At 66.4% G+C, this 24,465-nt stretch carries 19 protein-coding genes; 12 read left to right on the forward strand and 7 right to left on the reverse strand.

The annotated features are described in order from the left end of the window. Positions 1-21: 21 nt before the first annotated feature. From xylA to OG394_RS01305, 3 genes are all read right to left on the reverse strand, one after another. Positions 22-1,167 carry a xylose isomerase gene (gene xylA / locus OG394_RS01295; protein WP_328992874.1) on the reverse strand — a complete coding sequence of 382 codons (1,146 nt, stop codon included), beginning with the start codon at positions 1,165-1,167 and terminating at the stop codon, positions 22-24. Continuing rightward, complete coding sequence (locus tag OG394_RS01300; RefSeq protein ID WP_328992875.1) at positions 1,164-4,067, reverse strand: glycoside hydrolase family 3 protein; 2,904 nt, start codon at positions 4,065-4,067, stop codon at positions 1,164-1,166. The genes xylA and OG394_RS01300 overlap by 4 nt, the downstream gene beginning before the upstream one ends. A 192-nt stretch (positions 4,068-4,259) precedes the next feature. Beyond that, positions 4,260-5,462 carry an ROK family protein gene (locus OG394_RS01305; RefSeq protein ID WP_328992876.1) on the reverse strand — a complete coding sequence of 401 codons (1,203 nt, stop codon included), beginning with the start codon at positions 5,460-5,462 and terminating at the stop codon, positions 4,260-4,262. A 188-nt stretch (positions 5,463-5,650) separates the two neighbouring features. Between OG394_RS01305 and OG394_RS01310 the strand changes: the two genes are divergently transcribed. The 5 genes from OG394_RS01310 to OG394_RS01330 all read left to right on the forward strand — a co-directional run bounded on the left by OG394_RS01310 (position 5,651) and on the right by OG394_RS01330 (position 13,512). Further along, complete coding sequence (locus tag OG394_RS01310) at positions 5,651-7,321, forward strand: extracellular solute-binding protein (RefSeq protein ID WP_328992877.1); 1,671 nt, start codon at positions 5,651-5,653, stop codon at positions 7,319-7,321. After that, positions 7,305-8,294, forward strand: coding sequence for an ABC transporter permease (locus OG394_RS01315; protein WP_328992878.1), 990 nt, complete (start codon positions 7,305-7,307; stop codon positions 8,292-8,294). Before OG394_RS01310 ends, OG394_RS01315 begins: the two co-directional genes overlap by 17 nt. Further along, positions 8,291-9,244: a carbohydrate ABC transporter permease gene (locus OG394_RS01320; RefSeq protein WP_328992879.1), complete on the forward strand. Its 954-nt coding sequence runs from the start codon at positions 8,291-8,293 to the stop codon at positions 9,242-9,244. Before OG394_RS01315 ends, OG394_RS01320 begins: the two co-directional genes overlap by 4 nt. A gap of 76 nt (positions 9,245-9,320) precedes the next feature. Next, a complete protein-coding gene (locus OG394_RS01325; RefSeq protein WP_328992880.1) occupies positions 9,321-11,525 on the forward strand; it encodes a carbohydrate-binding protein in 2,205 nt (734 codons plus the stop codon). A 4-nt stretch (positions 11,526-11,529) separates the two neighbouring features. Further along, positions 11,530-13,512 (forward strand): beta-galactosidase, encoded by a 1,983-nt coding sequence (locus tag OG394_RS01330; RefSeq protein ID WP_328992881.1) that lies wholly within the window; start codon positions 11,530-11,532, stop codon positions 13,510-13,512. A gap of 778 nt (positions 13,513-14,290) precedes the next feature. On the opposite strand, the gene OG394_RS01335 is transcribed toward OG394_RS01330, so the two are convergent. Beyond that, positions 14,291-15,301, reverse strand: a complete 1,011-nt coding sequence (locus OG394_RS01335; protein WP_328992882.1) for a LacI family DNA-binding transcriptional regulator — start codon at positions 15,299-15,301, stop codon at positions 14,291-14,293. A gap of 430 nt (positions 15,302-15,731) precedes the next feature. On the opposite strand from OG394_RS01335, the gene OG394_RS01340 reads away from it, so the two are divergent. From OG394_RS01340 to OG394_RS01350, 3 genes are all read left to right on the forward strand, one after another. After that, positions 15,732-16,424 (forward strand): glycoside hydrolase family 12 protein, encoded by a 693-nt coding sequence (locus OG394_RS01340; RefSeq protein ID WP_328992883.1) that lies wholly within the window; start codon positions 15,732-15,734, stop codon positions 16,422-16,424. 217 nt (positions 16,425-16,641) lie between these two features. Further along, positions 16,642-17,052, forward strand: a complete 411-nt coding sequence (locus OG394_RS01345; RefSeq protein WP_328992884.1) for an SH3 domain-containing protein — start codon at positions 16,642-16,644, stop codon at positions 17,050-17,052. A gap of 122 nt (positions 17,053-17,174) precedes the next feature. Continuing rightward, complete coding sequence (locus tag OG394_RS01350) at positions 17,175-18,482, forward strand: hypothetical protein (RefSeq protein WP_328992885.1); 1,308 nt, start codon at positions 17,175-17,177, stop codon at positions 18,480-18,482. A gap of 40 nt (positions 18,483-18,522) precedes the next feature. Here OG394_RS01350 and OG394_RS01355 read toward each other — a convergent pair whose 3' ends face one another. Next, the gene (locus OG394_RS01355; protein ID WP_328992886.1) at positions 18,523-19,026 is read right to left on the reverse strand and encodes an SRPBCC family protein; all 504 of its coding nucleotides are present in this window, start codon (positions 19,024-19,026) and stop codon (positions 18,523-18,525) included. 130 nt (positions 19,027-19,156) lie between these two features. On the opposite strand from OG394_RS01355, the gene OG394_RS01360 reads away from it, so the two are divergent. After that, positions 19,157-19,759 carry a TetR/AcrR family transcriptional regulator gene (locus tag OG394_RS01360; protein ID WP_328992887.1) on the forward strand — a complete coding sequence of 201 codons (603 nt, stop codon included), beginning with the start codon at positions 19,157-19,159 and terminating at the stop codon, positions 19,757-19,759. A 13-nt stretch (positions 19,760-19,772) separates the two neighbouring features. Then, positions 19,773-20,405 (forward strand): hypothetical protein, encoded by a 633-nt coding sequence (locus OG394_RS01365; RefSeq protein ID WP_328992888.1) that lies wholly within the window; start codon positions 19,773-19,775, stop codon positions 20,403-20,405. On the opposite strand, the gene OG394_RS01370 is transcribed toward OG394_RS01365, so the two are convergent. Both OG394_RS01370 and OG394_RS01375 read right to left on the reverse strand, forming a co-directional pair. Further along, entirely contained in the window at positions 20,358-21,467 is a 1,110-nt protein-coding gene (locus OG394_RS01370; RefSeq protein WP_328992889.1) for an aminotransferase class V-fold PLP-dependent enzyme, read from the reverse strand. The two genes, OG394_RS01365 and OG394_RS01370, sit on opposite strands and share 48 nt — an antisense overlap. A gap of 92 nt (positions 21,468-21,559) precedes the next feature. Further along, positions 21,560-22,219: a TetR/AcrR family transcriptional regulator gene (locus OG394_RS01375; RefSeq protein ID WP_328992890.1), complete on the reverse strand. Its 660-nt coding sequence runs from the start codon at positions 22,217-22,219 to the stop codon at positions 21,560-21,562. Positions 22,220-22,312: 93 nt separating this feature from the next. Here OG394_RS01375 and OG394_RS01380 point away from each other — a divergent pair, with 93 nt between their 5' ends. Both OG394_RS01380 and OG394_RS01385 read left to right on the forward strand, forming a co-directional pair. After that, complete coding sequence (locus OG394_RS01380) at positions 22,313-23,698, forward strand: MFS transporter (RefSeq protein ID WP_328992891.1); 1,386 nt, start codon at positions 22,313-22,315, stop codon at positions 23,696-23,698. Positions 23,699-23,709: 11 nt separating this feature from the next. After that, positions 23,710-24,183, forward strand: a complete 474-nt coding sequence (locus OG394_RS01385; RefSeq protein ID WP_328992892.1) for a GNAT family N-acetyltransferase — start codon at positions 23,710-23,712, stop codon at positions 24,181-24,183. Positions 24,184-24,465: the final 282 nt, after the last annotated feature.

A 24,465-nucleotide genomic window follows, 5' to 3' on the forward strand; every position in this document is an offset into this window, starting at 1 on the left:
GTGGGCGCGGCGGGGTGGTTGTTAGCGGACGCCTAGGAGGTGTTCCATGGCTAGTTGGTCTAGGTGTTCGAAGGCTAAGCCTCGTGCTGCGAGGGCGTTGGGGTCGAAGGTTTCGGACCGTACGTCGGCCAAGGTCTCGCCGGGCGCGAGGGTTGGGAGAGATAGCTCGTCTACCCGGGAGGCGGCGAGTGCCTCCAAGACTTCGGGGTCGGAGCGGAAGGCGGTGACCTTGTCGCGGAGGATGAGGTAGTTGCGCATGCACGCGGCAGCGGTCACCCACACGCCCTCGGCGTCTTCAGTGCGCGGGGGCTTGTAGTCGAAGTGGACGAATCCGTCGTACCGACCTTGCAACGTGTCGACGGTCCAGAACGCTTCGCGTAGGTTGCCCGCACCGAAGCGCAGGTCCTGGTCGAACCGCGGGCCGTGCTGGCCGTTGAGGTCGATATGGAACAGCTTGCCGTGCCACAACGCCTGCGCGATGCCATGCGCATAGTTGAGCCCGGCCATCTGCTCGTGGCCCACCTCCGGGTTGATGCCAACGATCTCGGGATCGGCCAGATCGTTGATGAAGGCAATCGCGTGACCGATCGTCGGCAGGAGAATGTCGCCGCGTGGTTCGTTCGGCTTGGGCTCAATCGCAAAGCGGATGTCGTAGTTCTGCTCGCGCACGTAGGCGCACAGCAGATCCATCGACTCCTTGTACCGATCCAGCGCAGCACCAACATTCTTGGAACCACCCGACTCGGCACCCTCGCGACCACCCCACAACACGTAGGTCGTCGCACCCAACTCGGCCGCTAGATCGATATTGCGCAACACCTTCTGCAGGGCGTAGCGGCGTACCGACCGATCGTTCGCGGTCAACCCACCATCCTTGAAAACGGGATGACTGAAGAGGTTGGTAGTGGCCATCTCGACCACCATGCCGGTCTCCGCGAGCGCCTTGCCGAACCGCTCCAGCTGATGCAGCCGCGCCGCGTCATCCGGCACCAGGTCGTCATCATGGAACGACACCGCCGCAGCGCCCAACTCCGACAGCCGGTGTACGGCCTCGACCGGATCCAGCGGCGCGCGGACCGCCGTACCGAAAACGTCGACGCCTTCCCAGCCCACGGTCCACAGACCGAACGAGAACTTGTCTTCCTTACGAGGGGTGTAATCCGTCATTCAGCGATTTCCTGCTTCCGGGATGTCGGTTCAAAAGTGAGTTGATCGAGAAAGGTCCCCTCATCGGAGAAGACCGCGTAGAGGGTGTGCGTGCCATCGGCGAGAGCTGTCGCAGTCGTCACCGTCTGCCACACATGCCGATGCCCAGTGGCAGGTACGTCGATGGTGCTGAGCGTCGGACCATGCAACGGGTCGTCCAACCGCAGCGTGAGCGTCGCCGGCGCCGCCTGATCCCGCGCAACCCGCGCGCCAACCACGCCAACCCCAGCACCGAAATCGACCGCATCAAAGGCGATCCAACTCCCCGCCTCCAGCGCCCGTACCGAATCACCACGATCCGGCGCGGCATCGGCCAGCACCACGGCACAATACGAGTCAAAAGTTGTCGCAGGCAACGGAACCCCAAGCACCCGCCGATCGGAAATCCGCTCACCCTGTACGTCAACAGACGCCGTCAGCAAGAGATCCGTCGCCGAACGCCCAACCATCACACTGTGCCGAGCGATCTCGACACACCGGCGCCCAGTCGTAACGTCCCAAAAGGCCAGATCCCGAGCCCGCAGGATCAGCTCGACGGTCTTGGTCTCACCGGGCTCCAACGAAACCCGGCTGAACCCGCGCAGCTGGCGCAGCGGCTGCTTGGCCCGAGAACGCTGCTGGTGCGTATAAAGCTGCACCACCTCGGTCCCGCTCCTGGCGCCAGTATTGGTAACCGTGACCGACACCCGCACTTCACCATCGGCCGTCATCGTGCCCGCGTCGAGCTGCAGATCGCTGTAGTCGAACGTCGTGTAGCTCAACCCAAACCCAAACGGATAAAGGGGTTTCCCACGGTAGTACAGATACGTCGCGTCCGTCCCGATGATGTCGTAATCGAGCAAGTCGGGCAGATCCGCAGCCGATCGATACCAAGTCTGCGGCAGTCGCCCAGAAGCATCGCTATCGCCGAACAAGACCTCAACCAAAGCGTGCCCATACTCCTGACCGCCATGCGACGACCACAAAATCGCCGGCAAGTGCTGCTGCGCCCAAGTAGTCGCGAACGGATAGCTACTGGACATCACCAACACAGTCGACGGATTCGCCGCATGCACCGCGCGCACCAGACGATCCTGGCCAGCCGGCAGCTCGAGATCCGCCCGGTCCTCGGTCTCGCGACCGTTCACCAGCGGATGGTTGCCAACAACAACAATCGCGACCTCCGCTGCGGCAGCAATCGCAGCCGCAGCCGCAGCACCATCGATAACGGTGTCGACGACAAAGCTCGCCGCCGATTCCGAGTCGTCAGAAAGCCGAACCGATCCACCCGCATCGACAGTCAGCAGACAACCGCTGCTGAGGTGGCGGACGGCCGTACGCCCATCTGCCGTCTCGACCAGCCGGAAGGTCTGCTTGACCTCCCATCCGTTCGGCCCGGGCTGGTCGTCGACAAGCTCGCCGTTGTCCGCGATCGACAGATACCGGCGATTCCGCACCGAGCGCAACGCGACCGCGCCGCCACCCCAATCGAACAGGTCGAACCAGCTGTCCTCATCGGCCGTCGCCTTCAGCCGCAAGGCCTGACCAACCTCGGTCGCGGCGAGATACCCGCCATCGGTCCGCAACGCGATCCGGTCTACGCCCTCGCAATACACCACCGATTCAGGGGAGAGGCGCGCCTCGAGCCCGTCCCTAGCCGTCACCTGGTACGGCAGGGTGCCGGAGTACCAATCCTCGTGCAACGCGTTCGCCAGCGGGCCGATGACCGCAACGCGGGCGAGATCCGCGCGCAGCGGCAGCAGCCCGCATTCGTGCTTGAGCAACACGATGGACTCGCGCGCGGCCTGCCGGGCAAGGGCTTGATGCGCCGGCGAGTTCACCACGCCCGGATCAGGAGCGTCGTACGTCGAGGAGTCGAACTCGCCAAGCCGGAAGCGCAGTTCGAGCGCCCGCGAGGCGGCCCGATCGATGTCGGCCTCAACCAGCAGTCCATCGGTCAGGGCCTGCCGAAGCTTGGAAACACTCGGCTCGTAGTTCGCGTCATCCTGCGTAAAGCTGTCAATCCCAGCCTTCAGCGCCGCGGCGTACGCGGATGCGCCATCAGGGAAGTAGTGCTGCAGTTCGGTCAGGTTCGCGGGCGCGCCGGCATCGCTGACGAACAACAAGTCATGGTCGGTCCAACCGCGGACCACGTCGTTGATCAACGGGCTCAGATGCGCCGGGCGACCGTTCACCAGGTTGTACGACGGCATGACCGCGAACGCGACACCGGCTTCCAGCGGCGCCTGGAAAGCCGGCAGGTCGTAGTCGTACAGCACTCGCGGAGGCAGGTTGCTCGAGGTGATGCAGCGATCGGTCTCGTTGTTGTAGGCAAGGAAATGCTTCAGCGTCGGAGCCGTCTTGAGCCGGTTCGGGTCATCGCCGATCAGCCCGCGGCAGTACTCGGTCGCGATCTGCCCGGTGAGCCAGGGGTCTTCTGAGTAGCCCTCCTCGTTGCGTCCCCAGCGCGGGTCCCGTAGCGGGTTGACCACCGGAGCCCAGACGTTGAGGCCGGCGCCGCTGGGGTCCTTGTGGTGGAAGGCTCGCACCTCGTCGGCGATCGCGTCCCCGACCTGCCGGATCAGCGCCAGGTTCCAACTGCTGGCCAGCCCGATCGCCTGCGGGAACACCGTGGCGGGGCCGAGCCAGGCGACGCCGTGCAGCGCCTCGGTGCCGGTGCGGAACACGTCGATACCGAGCCGGGGGATGGCGCCCTGGTGCTGGTGCAGCAGCCGCAGCTTCTCGTCCACGGTCAAGCGGCCGAGCAGATCGGCCACCCGGCCGCGAACAGACCGCATCCCGTCAGGGGCCTGATCGCGGAAGCTGGGGGCGGCGGCGGTGGAGCGGCTCATCGGGATCGAACTCCGGTGGATCTCGGCCATCTCGCGACGGCGGGCGGATCAAAGTACCTCGACTGAGTGCTGTCGAAGCGCTTCGACAAAGCTTGAAAAAAGATCCGTCGCGGCTTGTGACGGCCGTGTTACGACGGAGTGGAACCGAGGCTCGCATCCCCTGTCCCCAGGGTCAAGGGGCAGACCGCCGTTCGACGACCGTTCGACAGCAGCGGCAACAAATCAGAGCGTGGGCAACCGGCCGGCGTCGAGCTGGTCGAGCGAGCGGGCCACCGCGCCGACGGCCGTCGCGTCCGCTCCGAAGGTGGACGCGGTCACCACGCAACCACCGGCATCAGGCGCGATCGAACGCTCCCGCAGCTCCTTGTCGATGGGACCCGCAAGCCAACGGGCCAGGGTGGCGTAGGAGCCACCGAGCACCACCAGGCCGGGATTGAGCACGTTCACCAACACCGAGATGCCCTGACCCAGCTGACTGCCGACCTCGAGCAGGACCTTGGTGACGGCAGGCTCGTCCGCCTCCGCGCGGCGTACCAACTCGTCGAGCCGGGCTTCCATGTCCGGATCGGGCTGGTCTCCGAGTGGCGAAACGCGGTCCAGGATGGCCGGAATACTCGCGACCGCCTCCAGGCAACCGCGCCGGCCACAACCGCAGAACGGCCCGTTCGGCGCGACCTGGATGTGGCCGACCTCGCCGACGTACCCCAGATGTCCGCGCAGCGGGCGGCCGTCGCAGATGACGCCCGCGCCGATGCCCGTTTCACCGGTCAGATGGATCAGATCGGCGGCTCCGGCGTGCGGCCCGTAGCGATGCTCGGCCAGTGCGGCCAGGTTGCCGTCGTTGTCCACGGTCACCGGGTACGGCGGGTTGGCCAGTGCCTGGATCAGGTCGTCCTGGAGGTGGACGTCATGCCAGCCGAGGCCGGCCGCGACGACCACGGAGCCGTCCGTACTGACCAGACCAGGTACGCCGACGGTCAGGCCGAGGACCTGGCGGCCGGAATTGCGCACGGTGCTGACGGCACGCCGGGCCAGCGCGGCGATCGCGGCCACCATCTTGGCCGGCGGTGCGTCGGGTGCCGGCACGGCTCGGTGCCAGCGCAGCAACTGCCCACCGGCCGAGTCGAACGCCGCAACGGTCAGACCGCGGGCGCTCACCTCCAGACCAATCGCGGCGAAGGCCGAACCGTCGAGGACCAGCAGGGTGGCCGGACGGCCGACGTGGTTCTGCGTCTGCTGGGTCTCGCGCACCAGCCGGCGGTCGATCAGGTCGCCGATGAGGCTCGTGATGGTGGCCTTGTTCAAGCCGGTGCCGGACGCGATGGCGGCCCGCGAACAGGGGGCGTGCGCGCGCAGATGGCTCAGCACGGCGGCGAGGTTGGTGGCCCGCACGTCCGATTGATCCGCGGTCTGTGTGGTGGTCAAGTGTCCCGTCCCGTATTCGCTCAGCCGACCTGACGTGTAGGTCACCGACCTGCAACGCCTTTGGAGTCTTAGTTCTACACCCTTGTGGGCCTCGGCGCAGTGAGTTAATTTATTTGGCGCCTCGCCAAACTAATTCTCGCTGGTGGAGCTGCAGAGCGCAACCTCCACCTGTCCGAAAGGGACTCATCGTGACTGAACCCACCGTCGGCGGCTCGACCAGCCGCCGCACCTTCCTCGCTTTCCTTGGTGCCGGCGCCGCGCTCACCGCGGGCGGTGGCGTGCTCGCTGGTTGCTCGTCCGGCAACAAGGGCGGTTCCGGCACCGGCCGGGCCGAGTCCGTCGACAAGCTCGCCGGTCTGCTGCCGGCGTACATGGCCTACGCGTCGGTGAAGCCCGACCTGCCGGCCGCGAACGGCGGTTCGCCCGGATTCACGAAGTACCCCGCGTCGCTGGTGCGCGGCGTGCCGGAGAAGGCCGTTGCCAGCGGCAAGGAGGTGACGGCGATGACTCCGCTGTGGGCACCGCTGCCGCCCGGCCTGGGCAACAACTCGTTCTACGACGCGAACAACGAGCGTATCGGTGCGCCGGTCAAGTTCAACATCGTGAACGGCATGGACTACGGCACCAAGCTGCAAACGCTCCTGGCCGCCGGCAACGTCCCGGATCTGGTCTGTATCCCCGGTTGGGAGATCTCCAAGCTGACCCGGTTCGATCAGGCCCAGGACAAGCTGTTCGAGGACCTCACGCCGTACTTGGCCGGTGACAAGGTCGCGAAGTACCCGATGCTGGCAAACCTGCCGACGAACGCCTGGGCGTTCAGCGTCTGGAACCAGCAGCTGAAGGCGATCCCGTTCCCCGGGGTCGGCCTGCCGTGGGTCCTGTACTACCGCAAGGACCTGCTCGACAAGGCCGGCGTGACGCCGCCGAAGAACGTGGACGACTTCCTCACCCTGGGCAAGGAGCTGACCAACGCGAAGAAGAACGCGTGGGCCTACGGCGGCGTGACCGACGAGCTGGTCCGGGCCTACGGCGCGCCCAGCAGGTGGCGTAAGGAATCGGACGGCAAGCTGGTGCACAAGTTCGAGACGCCGGAGTTCGAGGAGGCCGTTGCCTTCACCGCGAAGCTCTTCAAGGCCGGTTACGTACATCCGGCCGTGGTGGGCAACAAGGACGCCGACCAGAAGCCGTTGTTCGAGGGTGGGCAGATCCTGATCCGCCAGGACGGGACAGGCACCTGGTCCGAGACGCTGCAGCGGCAGTTGCATATCAATCCGTCCTTCGACATGCAGGCGGTGATGCCGTTCGCTCACGACGGCGGCACCCCGATGGTGCCGGCCGGCGATCCGGCGGGCATCTTCACCTTCATCAAGAAGGGGCTCGGTGCGGACCGGATCGCCGAGCTGCTGGGCGTGCTCAACTACACTGCCGCGCCGTTCGGCACCGAGGAGAACCACCTCTACACCTACGGGGTCGAGGGCAAGCACTACACCAAGGAGGCCTCGGGCGCCCCGCAGCGCACCGCCCTGGGAAACAAGGAGGCGGCGACCACCTACATCTTCCTCGGCGGCCGCCCGTCGGCCATCACGGAGAGCCAATACCCCGGCTACGTCGAAGCCATGCACGCCTTCGAGACCGAGTCCCTCAAGCACCGGGAGAAGAACCTGTTCGAGGGCATTCGGGTCGAGGAGCCCTCGAAGATGGCGGCGCTGTACCAGCCGTTCGACGACAAGCTGCAGGACATCTACCGCGGCCGCCGTCCGGTGAGCGATCTGAAGGCGGCCGTCAAGGAGTGGCAGACCAACGGCGGCAACGCGGGCCGCGACTTCTACGCCAAGGTGCTCAGTGACAACGGTCGATGAGCGTCGGCAGACGGTAGAGGTCAAGTCCGCCCAAGCCCCGGAGCATCGGCGCAAGCTGCAACGGCCCCCGTGGCGGCACCGGCTTCGACAGGACTGGCCGCTGCTGCTGATGGTGGCGCCGGTCATCATCCTGCTCGGCCTGTTCCACTACCTGCCGACGCTGGGCAACGTGATCGCCTTCCAGGACTACTCGCCGTACGCCGGAGTCCGCGGCAGCGAGTTCATCGGGTTCGGCAACTTCCAGCGGATGTTCGGCGAACCGGCCTTCTGGAAGGCGTTCAACAATACGTTGATCATCACGGCTTTTCAGTTGGTGTTCTACTTCCCGGTGCCGATCATGATGGCGCTACTGCTCAACAGCGTGCTGTCCACCAAGGTGCGGACCATGATCCAGGGCATCGCGTACCTGCCGCACTTCTTCTCTTGGGTGCTCGTGGTGTCGCTGTTCCAGCAGATGATCGGTGGCGCCGGTCTGCTGTCCCAGGCGTTGCGCAACAACGGTCTCGAGGCGGTCGACCTGATGACCAGGCCGGACACGTTCATCGTGCTGGTCACCGCGGAGTCGATCTGGAAGGACGCCGGCTGGGGCATGATCGTCTTCCTGGCAGCGCTCAGCACCATCAACCCGGCGCTGTACGAGGCGGCGGCCGCGGACGGCGCGAATCGCTGGCGGAGGCTCTGGCACATCACGCTGCCGGGGCTCCGGCCGGTCATCGTCCTGCTGCTGATCCTGCGGCTCGGCGACGCGCTGACCGTCGGGTTCGAACAGTTCATCCTGCAGCGCAGCGCGGTCGGCGGGGATGCCGCTGAGGTGCTCGACACCTACGTCTACTTCCAGGGACTGCTCCTGGGCGACTTCGGGTACGGCGCGGCCGCAGGTCTCTTCAAGGGAGTAGTGGGCCTGGTGCTCGTACTGGCGGCGAACAAGTTCGCTCATCTAGTCGGAGAGCAGGGGGTGTATTCCCGCTCATGAGTACGTTAACCGTTGCACAAGAGGCGAGACGGCGTGCCCGTCTCGACAGTGGCCGTCCGATTTGGGAGGAAGAGCCGACGCTCGTCGGGCGACTCGGGAAACCGCTCGTTCTGGCGTTGATCGTGCTGCTGGTCGTCTTCCCGATGTACGTCGTGGTGGTGACCAGCCTGTCCAGTACCGAGGCGGTGACGCGGGCCGGCGGCCTGGTCGTCGTACCGCGTGAACTGACGATCGCGGCGTACGTGCAGTTGCTGTCAGGTGGTGTCGTCACCAGAGCCCTGATCATCAGTACGGCGATCACGGCGATCGGTACGGCGTTCAGCCTGACGATCACCGTGCTCGCGGCGTACGGGTTGTCGCGGCCCGGGTCGTTGTGGCATCGCCCGCTGCTGTTCGTCGTACTGCTGACGTTCTTGTTCGGGCCTGGCATCATCCCGAGCTACCTGATGGTCAACTCGCTCGGGTTGATCGACAATTACGCCTCGCTGATCCTGCCCGGCGCGATCTCGGCGTTCAACCTGATCGTGATGCGGGCCTTCTTCATGGGCATACCCGGTGAGCTGATCGACAGCGGCCGGATCGACGGCGCGAGCGAGTTCGGCGTGCTGACCCGGATCGTGCTGCCGCTGTCGAAGGCGGTGGTCGCCGTGGTCGGTCTGTTCTACGCGGTCGGCTACTGGAACGCCTTCTTCAACGCGATGCTCTACCTGAACGACAACACCAAGTGGCCGTTGCAGATGGTGTTGCGGACCTACATCGTGCAGGCGCAGGTCCTGCCTTCGGGCGCGGGCGGCGTGACCGCCATGCCTGGTATGGACCTGGCGCCGGCGCCGAGCCTCGCGATCAAGATGGCGATTGTTGTGATCGCGATCGTTCCGGTGCTGCTCGTCTATCCGTTCATCCAGCGGCACTTCACCAAGGGCGTCATCATCGGCGCCGTCAAGGGCTGATCCGCTCTTCCGCTTCTTCCGCTTCTTCCGCTCGTCGGCTCGTCCGCTCTTTCGCTCTTTCCGCTCAAGGAGCTTCATGTCTCTTCATCGTAGGCAGTTCATCGCACTTGGCGCCGGTGCTGCCGGGCTCGCGGCCGCCTCCTCGACCGCGATCCCGGCCGCCGCCGCGGTCTCTGGGCAGGGTTATCAGTGGCGCAACGTCGAGATCGTCGGCGGTGGGTTTGTCACCGGCATCATCCATCACCCCGGACAGCGCGGTCTGGTCTATGCGCGGACCGATATTGGTGGCGCGTACCGCATGGACAACCGGACCAAGCGCTGGCAGCCGTTGCTGGACTGGGTCGGCTGGGACGAGTGGAACTGGACCGGTGTCGAGAGTCTCGCCCTCGATCCCAATGACCCTCGCCGGCTCTACCTGGCCGTTGGTACGTATACGAACGACTGGTCGCCGATCAACGCGGCGATCCTGCGGTCGGACGACCAGGGCCGGACCTTCCGTCGTACCGACTTGCCGTTCAAGCTCGGTGGTAACGAGCCGGGTCGGTCGATGGGGGAGCGGTTGGTTGTCGACCCGCGGGACGGCCGGATCCTCTACCTCGGTACCCGGAATCACGGGTTGTGGCGAAGCACTGATCGTGGTGCCACGTGGGCTCGGGTCGAGAGCTTTCCCTCGGTCGGCCAGGCTGGTTTGGGTCTTGGCTTTGTCTTCTTCGACGCTCGTGGCGCGCGGCACGGGCGGCCGACGCCGACGATCTACGTGGGGGCGACCGATACGGCGAGCCCGCTCTACCGCAGTACGGATGGCGGGGTGACCTGGGCATCCGTGCCAGGGCAGCCGACCGGACTGCTGCCGCATCACGGTGAACTCGCGCCGGATGGGCATATTTACGTGACGTACGGCGATCTGCCCGGGCCTTACGAGATGTACAACGGCGCCGTGCACAAGGTCGATACGGCGACCGGGGTGTGGACCGACATCACGCCGTTGCGGCCCAACACGGGTGGTGAGGCCGGGTTCGGCTATGGCGGGCTGGCGGTGGATCCGCGTCGGCCGGGCACGGTGATGGTCTCGACGATGAGCCGTTGGGGGCCGGTCGACGACATCTTCCGCTCGATCGACGGTGGCAGGACTTGGCACTCGATCGCCGAGCGGCAAGTGCTCGACACCTCCGGCTCGCCGTACCTGGATTTCCACGGCACCGCGAAGCTCGGCTGGATGATCGGGGATATTTCGATCGATCCGTTCGACTCGAACAAGGTCATGTACGTGACGGGCGCGACGATCTTCGGTACGGACGATGTGACCGGGGCCGAGGCGGGTCGCGCGACGCATTGGTCCGTTCGCGCGCAGGGGCTGGAGGAGACGGCCGTACTCGATCTCATCAGTCCGCCTTGGGGTCCGCCGTTGATCAGCGCATTGGGGGATATCGGGGTGTACCGGCATGAGCGGTTGGACGTCGTACCGCCGGATGGGCAGGCCGCGAACCCGGTGTCGGGATCGTCGCCGAGCCTCGACTACGCGGCGTTGGCTGAGGGGTTTGTCGTGCGCGTTGCCTATGGCGGGTCGAAGGAGCGTGGCGCGTACTCGACCGATGCGGGGGTGAGTTGGCAGCCGTTTGCCGGTGAGCCTGCCGGGTCGAGCCAGCCTGGTCGGATCGTGCTCAGCGCGGATGCTCGGACGATTGTGTGGGTGCCGGGCGATGTCGCGCCGCACTACTCGCGGGATCGCGGTACGACGTGGGTGCCGGTTGAGGGTCTGCCCAATGGCGTGGTCGTCGCGGGGGATCGGGTTGATGGGAGCAAGTTCTACGCCTTTGACCCTGCGACTGGGACTGCGTATGTGAGTGTCAATGGTGGTGTGGCTTTCTTGCCTTCGGCAACAGGTCTGCCTACTGGTGCTGGCAAGCTGGAGACCGTGCTCGAACGGGCCGGGCGTTGCTGGTTGGCGGCTGGGCCGGGAGGGCTTTGGCGATCGGTTGACGGCGGTACGACGTACCAGCGCTTGGCGTCTGTTGGTGAGGCGCACACGATCGGCTTTGGTAAGGCCGGGGTGGGGCGCGCGGAGATGGCGGCGTACATCTCGGGTGTGGTCGGCGGGGTGCGCGGCATCTTCCGGTCCGACGACGATGGCGTCAGTTGGGTGCGGGTGAACGACGACCAGCATCAGTACGCGTGGACCGGGAGTGCGATCACTGGGGATCCGCGTCGGTATGGCCGGGTCTACATCTCTACCAACGGCCGCGGTATTCCGTACGGGGAGCCCTGTTCGAATGGGTGGTGATCGGATGCGTTGGCCCGCGGGAGTGGACGGTTTGTGCTTCGGCGGCGACTACAACCCGGAGCAGTGGTCGCCTGAGGTGTGGCGGGAGGATGTCGCGCTGATGCGTCAGGCCGGGGTGAACCTGGTGACGGTTGGCGTCTTCTCCTGGTCCAGCCTCGAGCCGGAGCCCGGGCGGTACGAGTTCGGCTGGCTGGACGAGGTGCTGGATCTCCTGCACGACAACGGGATCAAGGTCAACCTCGCGACGCCGACCGCCTCGCCGCCGCCTTGGTTCAGCCTCGCCCATCCCGAGGCTTTGCCGGTCTCCTCGGACGGTGTTCGTTTGACCCATGGCAGTCGCGATACCTACTGCGTTTGTGCTCCCGCTTATCGGAAGGCCGCGGCCGGGATCGCCACGGTTTTGGCCGATCGGTATGCGGGTCATCCGGCGCTCGCGATGTGGCACGTGCATAACGAATATGGGAGTTACTGCTACTGCGATTTGGCGGCGTCGGCGTTCCGGCGTTGGTTGCAGGAGCGGTACGGCGAGCTCGAACGGCTGAACGCTGCTTGGACGACCGCGTTTTGGAGTCAGGGGTATTCGGCCTGGGAGCAGATCCAGCCGCCACGGAAAACGCAGTACCTGGCGAATCCGACGCACGCGTTGGACTATCGCCGGTTTTTGTCGGACGAGTTGCTCGCCGCGTATTGCGAACAGCGCGACATCCTTAATGAACGCACGCCTTTTGTGCCGGTGACCACGAACTTCGTCTTTGCGCCGTGGGCGCCGGTCGACCATGCGCGTTGGGCCGAGGAGGTCGACCTGGTGGCGCTCGATCACTATCCCGAGACCGCCGATATCGGGGCTGAGGAGCAGACCGCGTTCTGCGCCGATTTGGCTCGCGGTTGGGCCGGGGGAGGGCCGTGGTTGTTGATGGAGCAGGCGTCGAGTGTGCTCAACGAAGGCGGGCGCATGCATACGAAGGAGCCTGGCCGGATGGCGCGGCTGAGCCTTTCGCATATCGCTCGCGGTTCGCGGGGTGCGATGTTCTTCCAGTGGCGGGCTTCGCGTGGTGGGTCGGAGATGTACCACGCGGCGATGGTCCCGCACGCGGGGCCGGACAGCCGGATCTTCCGCGAGGTGGCCGAGCTCGGCGCGCTGTTGCCGGCCATCGCGGAGATCGACGAGGGGCGACCTGACGCGGACGTGGCGATCCTGTGGGACGCGGAGTCGTGGTGGGCCTTGCAGGCGCCGATTCTGCCTTCACCGCGACTCGACTATCTGGCGGCCGTACGCGCGATGCACCGGCAGTTCTGGCGCGCGGGCGTTGGCGTCGACTTCGTTGCTCCTGGCACCGACCTGTCGCGCTACCGCCTCGTCGTCGTACCGAGTCTTTACCTGACCTCGGACGCCTCAGCTGACTCTCTGGGGGAGTACGTCGAGTCTGGCGGCCATGCGTTGGTCACGTACTTCAGTGGCATCGTCGACGAGAACGTCCAGGTCCGACTCGGCGGTTACCCAGGCGCCTTCACGTCGCTGCTCGGCCTCCGCGTCGACGAGTTCTACCCCTTGGCGGACGGTGAGGCGGTCGGTCTGACGGGTGGTGGTGAGGGGACGATCTGGAGCGAATCCGTCCACCTGGCTGGAGCCGAGGCGATCACCACGTACGCCGAAGGCCCGCTCGCCGGGATGCCGGCCATCACCCGCCATCCCTACGGCAACGGCCAAGCCTGGTACGCCTCCACCCAACTGACCGACGACGCCTTCGCACCCTTGATCGCCCAAGCCCTCCACGAAGCAGGCCAACCCCTCCCGAACCACCCCGCCGGCGTCGAACTAATCCGCCGTACCTCCGACACCACCCAATGGCTAATCGCCATCAACCACACCAACCACCCCGCCGACCTCCCCGCCAACGGCCTAGACCTGCTAACCGGCAAACCCATCCACACCACCCTCACCCTCACCCCCGGCACCACCGCCATAATCCGAACCCCCCACCCCTAACCCCGCCCCCTCACACCGCCTCCTAGCCCACCACGGTCGGCCGCGAAATACGCCCCGCTTGTGGATACCCCCGCGACGGTCGGACGCGAAATGCGACCGCCTGTGGAAACCCCTGTCACGGTCGGACGCGAAATGCGGCCTGCCTGTGGACGCCGAGCCCACGGCGGCAAGCCCCGAACCGCACACCTGCGGGCGGATTTGTGCAAAACCTTCCCGCGAGGTGCCTTGTTGTGTTTGTACACGCGCGACGTATCGAGGCACTTCGCGGAAGAGTTATCCCCAATCCGCCCGCACGTGCGCATTCCGCGTCCGACCGTGGCAGCGGTATCCACAGGTGAGCGTCGAGGCGGTCCGCATTTCGCGTCCGACCGTGGATCACCTGGCACGGTCGGACGCGAGGTGCGGATCACCTGTGGACGCCGAGCCCCCGGCGGCAAGCCCCGAACCGCACACCTGCGGGCGGATTTGTGCAAAACCTTCCCGCGAGGTGCCTTGTTGTGTTTGCACACGCGCGACGCATCGAGGCACTTCGCGGGCGAGTTATCCCCAAATCCGCCCGCCGGTGCGCATTCCCCGTCCGACCGCGGCAGCTATATCCACAGGCGAGCGTCACCTCTCCTCGCGAGTGGTCGTGTTATGACGCGTCCACTCGCGGGCAAGGGCGGGGCCGCACTCCGCGTCCGACCGTGGCAGCGGTATCCACAGGCAGGCGTCACTCCTCCGCGAGTGGTCGTGGCGTGACGCGACCGCTCGTGGGCAAAGAGAGAGGGCTGGGGAGTTAGGGGCGGGGGGCGGGGCGGGTGCTGGCGCGGGGGGTTAGGCGTGGGGGGAAGAGGGTGAGGGCGGGGACTTCGTGGCCTTCGAGTTTGGCGATGAGGCTTTCGACGGCTTGCTGGCCGATTTCGTCGGCGGGGATGGCGACTGAGGAGAGCTGCGGGACTTGGCGTTCGGCGACGTCGTCGGCGCAGATCGCCATCAGCGACATGTCTTCGGGTACGCGGCGGCCGAGGCGGCGGAGTACGTCGAGCAGCGGGCCGATGATCGGTTCGTTCTGGACTACGAGACCGGTCAGGCCTGGGTGATCCTCGAGCAATTGGGTAACAGTCTCGAGCACGGCTTCGAAGGTGTGCTCGCAAGGCGTCTCGATGCCGACGACACCACGGCGTTCCGCGGCGGACCGGAAGCCGGCCAGGGTCCGGTGGGCGAAGCCGGTTTGCCGTTCGTAGACCGCCGACGGCGTACCCAGTAAGGCGATACAGCGATGACCGAGGTCGGTGAGGTGGTCGACGCATTCCGCGCCGGCGTTGACGAAGTCGAGGTCGATACAGGTCAGACCTTCCGCCTCGGCGGGGAATCCGATCAGCACCGAAGGCATCGGCAGCTCGCGCAAGACCGGCACCCGCTCGTCGTGCAGTTCGACGTCCATCACTACGAGCGCGTCCACCAATGCGCTTTGCGCGACCCGCTCGAGACCGGATGGCCCCTCGTCCGCGGTGAGCAGCAGTACGTCGTGGTCGTAGCGTCGGGCGGTCGTCACCACCGAGGTGGCGAACTGCATCAGCACCGGCACGTGCATCCCCGTCCGCAAGGGGATGACCAGCGCGAGTACGTTGGAGCGGTTCGACGCGAGCGCACGAGCGCTGGCGTTGGGCCGGTAGCCGAGGGCGCGCACGCTGGCCTGCACCCGGTCGCGCGTGTCACCCGAGATCGACCGCTTTCCACTGAGAACATAGGAGACCGTGCTGGGTGCGACGCCGGCATGGCGGGCGACATCGGCGATCGTGACCACGGTCGTGGGCCTTCCTCTGGGAGTCGAAGCGCTTCGATTCGTACGGCTGGGAAAAGAGTCGAGTGAGCGGGCCCGTGTGTCAAGGCCCCGCGCCGAACCTCCTGCACGTCCTCGCCCACGCTGACCCGGCCCACATTCCACTGTAGGCGAATGTAATTCCTTGTCCTGGCCACTGGCTGTTGACCATCGATTAGCAGCCTGTAATAGTTCTCCTACTTCGCCCGGATGCTGATGGCAACGGATTTGTCGATTCGAATCGAATTCGATGATCCAGGCCGGATCAATACCGGTCAGTGAGGTATGTGCGGACTATTCGCGATATTTCCGCGCATTTTTTTCGAGGCAATATCGAAGCGCTTCGACAAACGTGTTACTCCCGGTGCGGTCGGTCCGCGGGTGGGGATCCGGGTTCCGTAGAAAGGGATCAGCAATGCGGAAGTCATGGAAGTTCCCGGTCGGCGTGCTCACGGTGGTCGTCGGCCTGGTGGCGACGAGTCTGCCGGCGCAGGCGGCGACGTTCGAGTCGTCCGACAAATGGGCCACCTGGTCCAATGGCGGCTACACCGTTCGCAACAACGTCTGGGGTGGCGGCGCCGGCCCGCAATCCATCTGGGCCAACTCGTACAGCCAATGGGGTGTCTGGGCGAACCACCCGAATACCGGTGGGGTGAAGTCCTATCCGCATTCGGCGAAGATGATCAATAGGCGGCTCAGTTCGATCGGCAGTCTGACCAGCAGTTTCAATGTCAGCCGCCCGAACAGCGGCGCATACACCGCGGCATATGACATCTGGGCCAACAACCACACCTACGAGATCATGATCTGGATGAACAAGCAGGGCGCGGTGGGCCCGATCGGCAGCAGGCAGGCGACCGCGACCGTCGGCGGTCACACCTGGGACATCCACCGGGGCTCGAACGGTTCGAACGAGGTCTTCTCCTTCGTGCGTACGTCGAACACCAACGCCGGCACGGTGGACATCAAGGCGGTGATGAACTGGATCAGAAACAGAGGCTGGTACGGCGACGTCACCGTCGGCGACGTGCAGTTCGGTTTCGAGATCACCTCGTCCAGCGGCGGTCTCAACTTCACCTCGAACAGCTTCTCGATCTCATCCAGCTGACCTCCAACGACATAGCACGGCCAAGCACAAAGCAGGCGGCGACCGGGGTCGATCCGGTCGCCGCCTGTCGTCGCGCAGTAGCACGCTGTGCCCGGCTGCGCAACGGATCTTGCGCACGCACCCGGCCATCGCAACACCCGGCCGACAGCACCGCCAATGCTCCCATCCTGAAGTCGCCGGCAATCCCGTCGGCCATTTCAGCAAAGGATGGACCGCCATGAATCGCTCGAAATCCCTGCAGAATAAGGCAACCCGTCGCAGCCTGCGCGGAGCCGCCGTACTCGCCGCCGCGACCGCCCTCTGCGCCACCATCGGCGGCGCGGCCAACGCCGTCACCATCGCCGAACCGGCCAACGCCGCCAGCGCGGTGGCGACCAGCTGGATCGGCTCGAACTCCGGTGGCGCGAATATGCGTACCTGCCCGAATACCGGCTGCGCCCGGGTTCTCTACCTGGGCAACGGATCCGAGGTCTACATGCTGTGCTGGACCGACGCCCAGACGGTCAGCCCGCCGAACTCGGACTACACCTCCAGCCGGTGGTTCAAGATCGGCCTGTACTACGACAACCGGACCGGGTACGTCCACTCGTCGCTGGTGGAGAACCAGTCGAGCGTCGGCCACTGCTGACCGTCTGACCGGTCCCCGGCGCGAGCTGCTCCGGGGCCCGGTCGGAGTGCCCCGTCGCTGAACTAGAGTCGGACGGCTCGGCGTGTGAGGCACGCGTATTGCGGGGTGTCGAAAGGATGTAGATGCAATTTCTGAAGGGCAAGTCCTTGATGGGCAAGCCTGTGGCTGCGGCGATCGCCTTCGGTGGCGTGCTGTTGCTCGGAGCAAGTACGGCGGTGCAGCCGGCGGAAGCTGTTTGGACCGGGACGTACGGGATCTCGGCCAGCGGCTGGACGGCGACCGATTCGCCGACCGTCGCCGTCGACCGGCAAGGCGATTCGCTGCTGGCGTGGACGGCGTGCGAGGCGGCTGCGTCCGCTTGCTACCACCAGGTGCAGGTTCGGCTGAAGTCCGCGACCGGTGGGCTCGGCCCGATCCGGACGCTGTCGCCGCTCGGCCCGACCGCGAACTGGCCCGAGGTCGCTACCGACGATGACGGCGATTCCGCGGTCGTGTGGGAGCAGGACGGCCGGGTCGTCGGACGCCGGGTTTCAGCCAGTGGCGCGCTGGTCGGACCGCTGCGCACGCTGTCGAACACGGCGGGGACCAACCCGAACGTGGTGGTCGAACCGGCCGGCCGCGCACTGGTGGTGTGGAACGACATTCGCAGCGGCTCCTTCGTGACGACGGCCCGATTCCTCTACAAGGACGGCACGGTCAGCAACGCGTTCACGCTCGGCTCGGGTGCGGCCGATCAGCCCGCAGTCGGTATCGATCGCAACGGCCTCGCGGTGGTTGCGTGGACTGAGTCCAATACGACTGTCGTGGCTCGGCGGGTCAAGCCCGGGTACATCGGCCCGCGCACGGTATTCCTCGGTGCGTCGTCCGGCGTCGGCTACGGCCGTGTCAACGTCGGTGTCGACCGTGATGGCGATGCCGTGGTGAGCCTGCGCCGCGCCCACTCCAGCGAGCCGGCCCGCCTCTGGGCTCGCCGTTGGCCGCGCACCGGTGCCCTCGGCCCGGTCATGCTGCTGGCGCCTACGACGGACAACCTGACCTTCTACCACTCACTCGCCAGCGATCTCGAGGGAGACTCGATGGTGATCTGGAGCAGGCGTTCGAGCTCTACCCAGACGGACGTATTCGGCCGCCGCATCACCCGGACCGGGGCGCTCGGCGCCATCACCCGCCTCGGTGTCGGCGACCGGCCACGCGTCGCTTTGGATGACGACGGCAACGGTCTCGCGGTTTGGCACTCGCCCGGTCCGCCGTACGACGCGACTCGGGTGTTCGCCCGTCCCATCTCGACGGCCGGCGCGTTCGGTGTGACCGCGACCCTCTCGACGGACGGCCGGGTGCCTCGCGTGGACGCCAGCCCTGGCGGCAACTTCGCCGTCGTCTGGCAGCAGAAGTCGTACCCGTACACGACTCGCGCGCGTTTCGGCCACTAGCCCTAAGGCTCCTCGTGCGGCCGCCCGGCCGCGCGAGGAGCTAAGCCGGCGTTGACTCGGCGGCGCGCTTCAGCGTGACCAGGGCTTCGTCGAGCACGGCTTCGAGCTTCGCGGTGTTGAAGATGAGCCCGAACAGCGGCCCGGCCATCGACTCCTCTGTCACCACACGCGTCTCGGTGTCGCCGACCGGCTCCAGCACGAACCGGTGCACCGCCTTGGCGCCGAAGGCCTTGCCGGTCCAGGCCAGCTCGCGCAGCGGCTCGACGACGGCGAACTGCGCCTTCATCGTGGCGCCACTCTTCTTGCGGGTGAAGCGGCCGTCGACCGTCACGCCGTTCGCCAGCTGGATATCGCGCACACCCGGCTCGAGCGTCTCGTCCCAGTTCGCCACATCGCTGAGCAACTGCCAAACCCGCTCGACCGGAGCCGCGATGGTCGTCTCCTTGACCGCCTTGATGCCCGCCGCGTCGTCGATGCGGTGCTTCTTCGCGTACTCCTCGTGCAGCACGTCGAGCTTGGGTCCGGCGTAGAACAGGTTGGGCATGCGACTTCCCTCGGCTTCCCGGCAACGACATGTTGCGCTGGCAGCAATATGTCACCGCTTCCTCCTAAACGCAACGAACTGTTGCATAATTGCCTTCGGCACCAAGTAGCAAGTAGTCGGAGGAGGCCGCGTGAGTGACCCCGGCACGGTTCGGCCAGGCGGCCGTACGGCGCGAACGCGCGCGCAGGTGTTCGGGGCGACCCTTGCCGAGCTCGCGTCGAGCGGTTACGACCAGTTCAGCGTGGACGCCGTCGCGCGCCGGGCCGGCGTACACAAGACGACGGTGTACCGGCGGTGGCGGACCAAGGACCAGTTGGTCGTCGAGGCGATGGAGGAGACGGCGCAGAAGTGGATCGACGTACCGGACACGGGCGATCTCGACCACGATTTGCGGGCGTTGGCGCGGGCGGTTCGGGCCCTCCTTGCCAGCCCGTACGGCGGCGCGACCATACGCGCGCTTGTCTCCGGTGCGCAGGCGTCACCGGAAGTCGCGCAGATCCTGCGACGATTTTGGACGACCAGGATGAGCCGAGTCGGCGCGATCGTCGAACGTGCCGTGAGCCGAGGCGAGCTGCCCGCCGGGACGGACTCGGATGAGTTGATGAAGCATTTGGCGGCGCCGCTGTTCCACCGGGTGCTGGTCACTGCCGAACCACTGAGCGAGGCAATGGCCGATCGCGCCGCCGCAGCCGCTCTGGCCGCTGCCCGGGCCGGAGTTTTCGATAAGTCGTAGTAGCGTCGGCGGCGTGCGAATCCTGTTCATCGGCAACAGCTACACGTCGCGCAACAACCTGCCGGGGTTGATCGCGGGGCTCGCGAGCGCGCGCGGTACGACCGTTGACCATCGGCTGATCTCCGCCGGTGGCGCGTCGCTGCGGCAGCACCTCAACGCGGGGACGGCGCTCGCGGCGATCGCCGAGGGCGCGTACGACGTCGTCGTACTGCAGGAGCAGAGCACGCTGCCCGCGAAGAACGCGAAGCGTATGCACGAAGGTGTGCGGGATTTCCACACCGCGATCGAGGCAGCCGGTGCGCGGACAGCGTTGTACATGACGTGGGCTCGACGGAATGCGCCTGAAGCGCAGCAGGCGATTACGGCGGCTTATGCGAGCGTTGGTGCCGAGCTCGGTGCGACCGTCGTACCGGTTGGCATGGTGTGGGAGGAGTTCCTTCGCACGTACGACGAACCGGTCCTGCATGACGCCGACAACAGCCATCCGGCCCTCGCTGGGAGTTACCTCGCGGCGTGCGTATTCCTCATCGCGCTATTCGGCGAAGACCCGGTCGGCATCGACGTACCCGTGAAAGGCCTCGACCCCGAAACTGCCGCCCTACTCCGCGAAGCCGCCTGGACCATTTGCGAATCCCTGGCGAGCTAGGGCCTGGAGGATCGTCTGGAGTTCGTCCTCGTTGAGGGAGACGAGTTCGAGGACTAGTTCGCCTTTGTTGGTCATCACGTGAATGTTGCTTGCCCTTAAGGCGTTTGCCAGCGTTGTGGCATCGATGCCTTGGGCAACTAGGACGACTCGCGATACCGGCAGGCCGGCGGGGTCGGGCCGGACGCGCGCCTCGAGGCCGGGGATCTTCGCGGCTTCCTCGGCGAAACGTGCGACCTTCGCGGCCTCGTCGGCGAACCACTTGTCGCGGTCGCGGGTTTGCCACTCGTCGAGCGCCGCGAGTACGCCGACGACCGCCTCTTTCGTGGGTTTCATCGCGCGCCCGATTCCCTTGTCCTGGGCGCGTACCGCTTGGACGAACGGCCGCGTGCCGATCACCACGCCGGCCGTGGGGGAGGCGAGGTACTTCTGGCCACTGAGCAGTACGGCGTCCGCGCCCGTGGCGAGTAGTTCGTCGACCCGGGGGAACTGGGCCGCACCGTCGATGATCGCCGGGACGCCTCGGCGATGCGCGGCGGTAACGGCTCCGGCCAGGTCGACCGGTTCGCCCTGGTGGACAAGACGTGACGACACGAGGAGAAGGCAGGCCACGTCCGGACCGGCGAGCGCGTTGGCTAGATCGTCAAGGTCGCATCGCTGCTCGGATCCGGCCGGTACGACGTACGCGCCGGCCAGTCGTACGGCCTGCAAGTTGGATTGGCCGTAGTCGATCGCATGACCGGCCGGGAGTACGACGTGGTTCGGGAGATCGCGTGTGTCCGGCAATTGGGCAATCCGGTCAGCGGCGGTTCCGGTCATCGCGGCCGCCACGGCGATCGTGGTCGCGGCTGCCGTGCAATGGACCACCGCGGCCGCCTCCGCGCCCGTCGCCTTGGCGATCGATTCGCTCGCGTGGTCCGCGAGTTCGTCCATCACGAAGAACTCCTGCAGCGCGGCCGCGACCGCCTCGGCCACGGCGGGCGAACTCCGCGACACCCCTAGCGGCGTATACCCTCCGCACGCGTTGATGGCCTTGCTCAACCCCAACCGCTCATGAATCCCCATCGCCCCAGTCTCACGTCCAGGCGGCTCATCGCGCCCACTCGTGGGCAAAGGGGAGCGGGGCGTCGGGGTTGGGGTTGGGGTTGGGGTTGGGGTCAGAGTTTCGGGACGGGGCGGCCGGGTGGGGTGAAGGCGGCTAGGAGGGTGGCGGTGATGACGGGGGCGGCCTGGTCGGTGGTGAGGCGGCCGGCGTTGATCTCGTCGGCGGCGCTGTGCATGACGGCGTGGGTGGTGCCGACCAGCCAGGAGATGGGCAGGTCGTCGCGGAACACGCCTTCGGCCTGACCGCGTTCGAGTAGTCGCTGGACGCGGTCCATCGGCTCGGCGTGCAGGGCGCGGATTCGGCCGGGCGGCAGCACGCTTTGCGCGGCCAGTAGCAAGGACCGGAACCGGTCGACCAGGTGCCAACTCGACTCGACCAGCCGGCTGAGCGCTTGCCGCGGATCGCCGGTCAGGTCGACCGCTTCGAGGGCGGCGTGCCCGGCCTCGATCGCGTGCGCGAAGGCGGCGTCGACCAGGTCGGCGCGCGAGGGGAAGTGCCCGTACAGCGTGACCCGGCCGACGCCCGCGAGCTTGGCGATCTCGCTGACGCTGACATCCGGGTTGCGGCTCAGGCTCTCGGTCGCGGCGTCCAGGATCGCGGCGATACTGCGCTGCGCGTCGGCCCGCTTGGGCGCCTTGACCTGCGTTCCGGCCCGCGCCTTGGGCTTCGCCGCGGCCTTGGCGCCCTTGGTCTCGGTGGCGTTGTGGGGCATGCGCACGCTCCCTCTTGTCGAACACTGCTGTACGAGTTACGGTACACGAGATAACCCGTACACCAGTGTTCGAATTAACCGGAGGTTGCCGCCATGTCCGACCCGACCCTGGACCCACGTCGGTGGCGTCTGCTTGCACTGCTCGGTGCCGCGCAGTTCATGCTCATCCTCGATGTCACCGTGGTGGCGATCGCGCTTCCGCATATCGGCGCCGACCTCGGCCTGGCTCGCGGCACGCTGACCTGGGTGGTGAGCGCGTACACCCTGATGTTCGGCGGCTTGATGCTGCTCGGCGGCCGGGCGGCAGACCTGTTCGGCACCCGCCGGGTGGTGCTCACCGGGCTACTGGTGTTCACCGCGGCATCGCTGGTGACCGGGCTTGCGGGTGGTGCGGCGATGATCATCGGCGGCCGGATCGCCCAGGGCATCGGCGCCGCGATTCTCTCGCCGGCCGCGCTGTCGGTGGTGACCAAGACCTTCCACGGTGACGAGCGGAACAAGGCGCTCGGCATCTGGTCCGCACTCGGCGGCGGTGGTTCCGCGATCGGCGTATTGCTTGGCGGCGTACTGACCGCTGGGCCGGGTTGGCAGTGGGTGTTCTACGTCAACGTCCCGATCGGTGTGGTCGTCTTCGCGCTGCTGAGCCGCACGCTTCCCGCCGACCAGCCGGCGCCGGATCGCGCCCGCCTCGACGTACTCGGCGCAATCCTCGTCACCGCTGCCACCGGCACGGCGATCTATGCCTTGATCAACGCGGGCGATCGCGGTTGGGTCAGCCTCGCCACTCTCGGCACTTTGGCCGGCGCAGTCGTGCTGTACGGCGTCTTCGCGTTCTCGCAGCAGGTCGTACGGTCGCCGCTGATGGATCTGCGCATCCTGACCAGGCGTCCCGTTGCCGCAGGCACCTTTCTCATTCTCGTGGCGACCGCTTTGATGATCGCGGTCTTCTTCCTCGGCTCGTTCTACCTCCAGCACCTGCAGGGGTACGGCGCTCTGCGCACGGGTCTGCTCTTCCTGCCGGTCGCGGTGGCAACGACCATTGGCGCGCACACGGCCGGCCAGAACATTGGTCGGGTTGGCGCACGACCGATCGCGTTGGCCGGACTTTTGATTGCCGCGGTTGGGACTGGCGTTCCGGCTCTCTGGGCGGGTTCGGCCGTTGTCGTGGCCGGGATCAGCGTTGCGGCCGCGGGTATCGGTGCCGCGTTCGTTGCGGCCTCCACCACCACGCTGGCGCAGGTCGAGCACCACGAGGCGGGGTTGGCGTCCGGCCTGCTGAGTACGTTCCACGAGTTCGGCGCGGCGCTCGGTGTCGCGGTCGTCTCGAGCATCGCGGCCGCGAGTATCGCCGGGACGAGTGATGAGGGCTTCACGCGCGGATTCGCGTTCGCCGCGATCACGGCCGCGGTTTCCGCCGTACTCGCCGTGCTCGTCGTTCCGGCCGGCAAGCCCGCGGCCGCCCACGCCCACGCCCACTGATGGAGTTGAGAATGAACAAGAATGACATCCGCCGAGCAGGTCCCGATGACGCGGGCCTGGTGAGGGAGATGCTCGGCGAACTCGCGGACCACCAGGACGAGGGCGAGTTCGTCCTGGTCACCGTGGACCACTGGCGCGAGCTGCTCGGCCGCGATGACGTGATCGTGCTGCTGGCCGAGCGCGCCGGCGAGGGGATGGGGTACGTCTCGGCCCTGCGCCGACCGTATTTGTGGACAGGTGGGGAGGTGCTCGCGCTCGACGACCTCTACGTACGCAAGGCGTTCCGCGACTCCGGCGTCGGCCGCGAACTGATGATCGAACTCGCCCGCTACGCCCAACCCGACAACCTCACCATCACCTGGGGAATGCGCCCCGAAAACGACCAAGCCCAACGCTTCTACACCCGCCTAGGCGCCCGCCTGCGCCCAAAGGTCGTCGCCTCCTGGGCCCCCACGTCGTACGCCGACTTGCTCCCCCCGCCCTAACCACCCCACAAAGCGGACCGCCAGCACTACATAACCCACACCTGAAACCATTCAAACGGGGGAAAAACGGACTTGTGTAGTGCTGGCCGTCCGCCCCCGACCGCCACGGCAGCCCATCGGCGAGCGTCCAAGCGTCGCAGGCAGCATCCACCCGGTGATCGCCTGAGCGCCCGAGTATGTACGCGACGACCCACGGATGAGTCAGAAGAGTCGCAAAACCTTCCCGCGAGGTGCCTCCTTGTGTCGCCTGGACGTTCGCATTCCGCGTCCGACCGTGGCAGG

Source organism: Kribbella sp. NBC_01245 (genome assembly GCF_036226525.1).
In the GTDB taxonomy this organism is placed as follows: Bacteria; Actinomycetota; Actinomycetes; order Propionibacteriales; family Kribbellaceae; genus Kribbella.

Coding starts and splice junctions, on each gene's coding strand:
- xylA (WP_328992874.1), bottom strand. CDS start 1,167: ATGACGGATTACACCCCTCGTAAGGAAGACAAGTTCTCGTTCGGTCTG.
- OG394_RS01300 (WP_328992875.1), bottom strand. CDS start 4,067: ATGGCCGAGATCCACCGGAGTTCGATCCCGATGAGCCGCTCCACCGCC.
- OG394_RS01320 (WP_328992879.1), top strand. CDS start 8,291: ATGAGTACGTTAACCGTTGCACAAGAGGCGAGACGGCGTGCCCGTCTC.
- OG394_RS01325 (WP_328992880.1), top strand. CDS start 9,321: ATGTCTCTTCATCGTAGGCAGTTCATCGCACTTGGCGCCGGTGCTGCC.
- OG394_RS01330 (WP_328992881.1), top strand. CDS start 11,530: ATGCGTTGGCCCGCGGGAGTGGACGGTTTGTGCTTCGGCGGCGACTAC.
- OG394_RS01340 (WP_328992883.1), top strand. CDS start 15,732: ATGCGGAAGTCATGGAAGTTCCCGGTCGGCGTGCTCACGGTGGTCGTC.
- OG394_RS01345 (WP_328992884.1), top strand. CDS start 16,642: ATGAATCGCTCGAAATCCCTGCAGAATAAGGCAACCCGTCGCAGCCTG.
- OG394_RS01350 (WP_328992885.1), top strand. CDS start 17,175: ATGCAATTTCTGAAGGGCAAGTCCTTGATGGGCAAGCCTGTGGCTGCG.
- OG394_RS01355 (WP_328992886.1), bottom strand. CDS start 19,026: ATGCCCAACCTGTTCTACGCCGGACCCAAGCTCGACGTGCTGCACGAG.
- OG394_RS01370 (WP_328992889.1), bottom strand. CDS start 21,467: ATGGGGATTCATGAGCGGTTGGGGTTGAGCAAGGCCATCAACGCGTGC.
- OG394_RS01375 (WP_328992890.1), bottom strand. CDS start 22,219: ATGCCCCACAACGCCACCGAGACCAAGGGCGCCAAGGCCGCGGCGAAG.
- OG394_RS01380 (WP_328992891.1), top strand. CDS start 22,313: ATGTCCGACCCGACCCTGGACCCACGTCGGTGGCGTCTGCTTGCACTG.
- OG394_RS01385 (WP_328992892.1), top strand. CDS start 23,710: ATGAACAAGAATGACATCCGCCGAGCAGGTCCCGATGACGCGGGCCTG.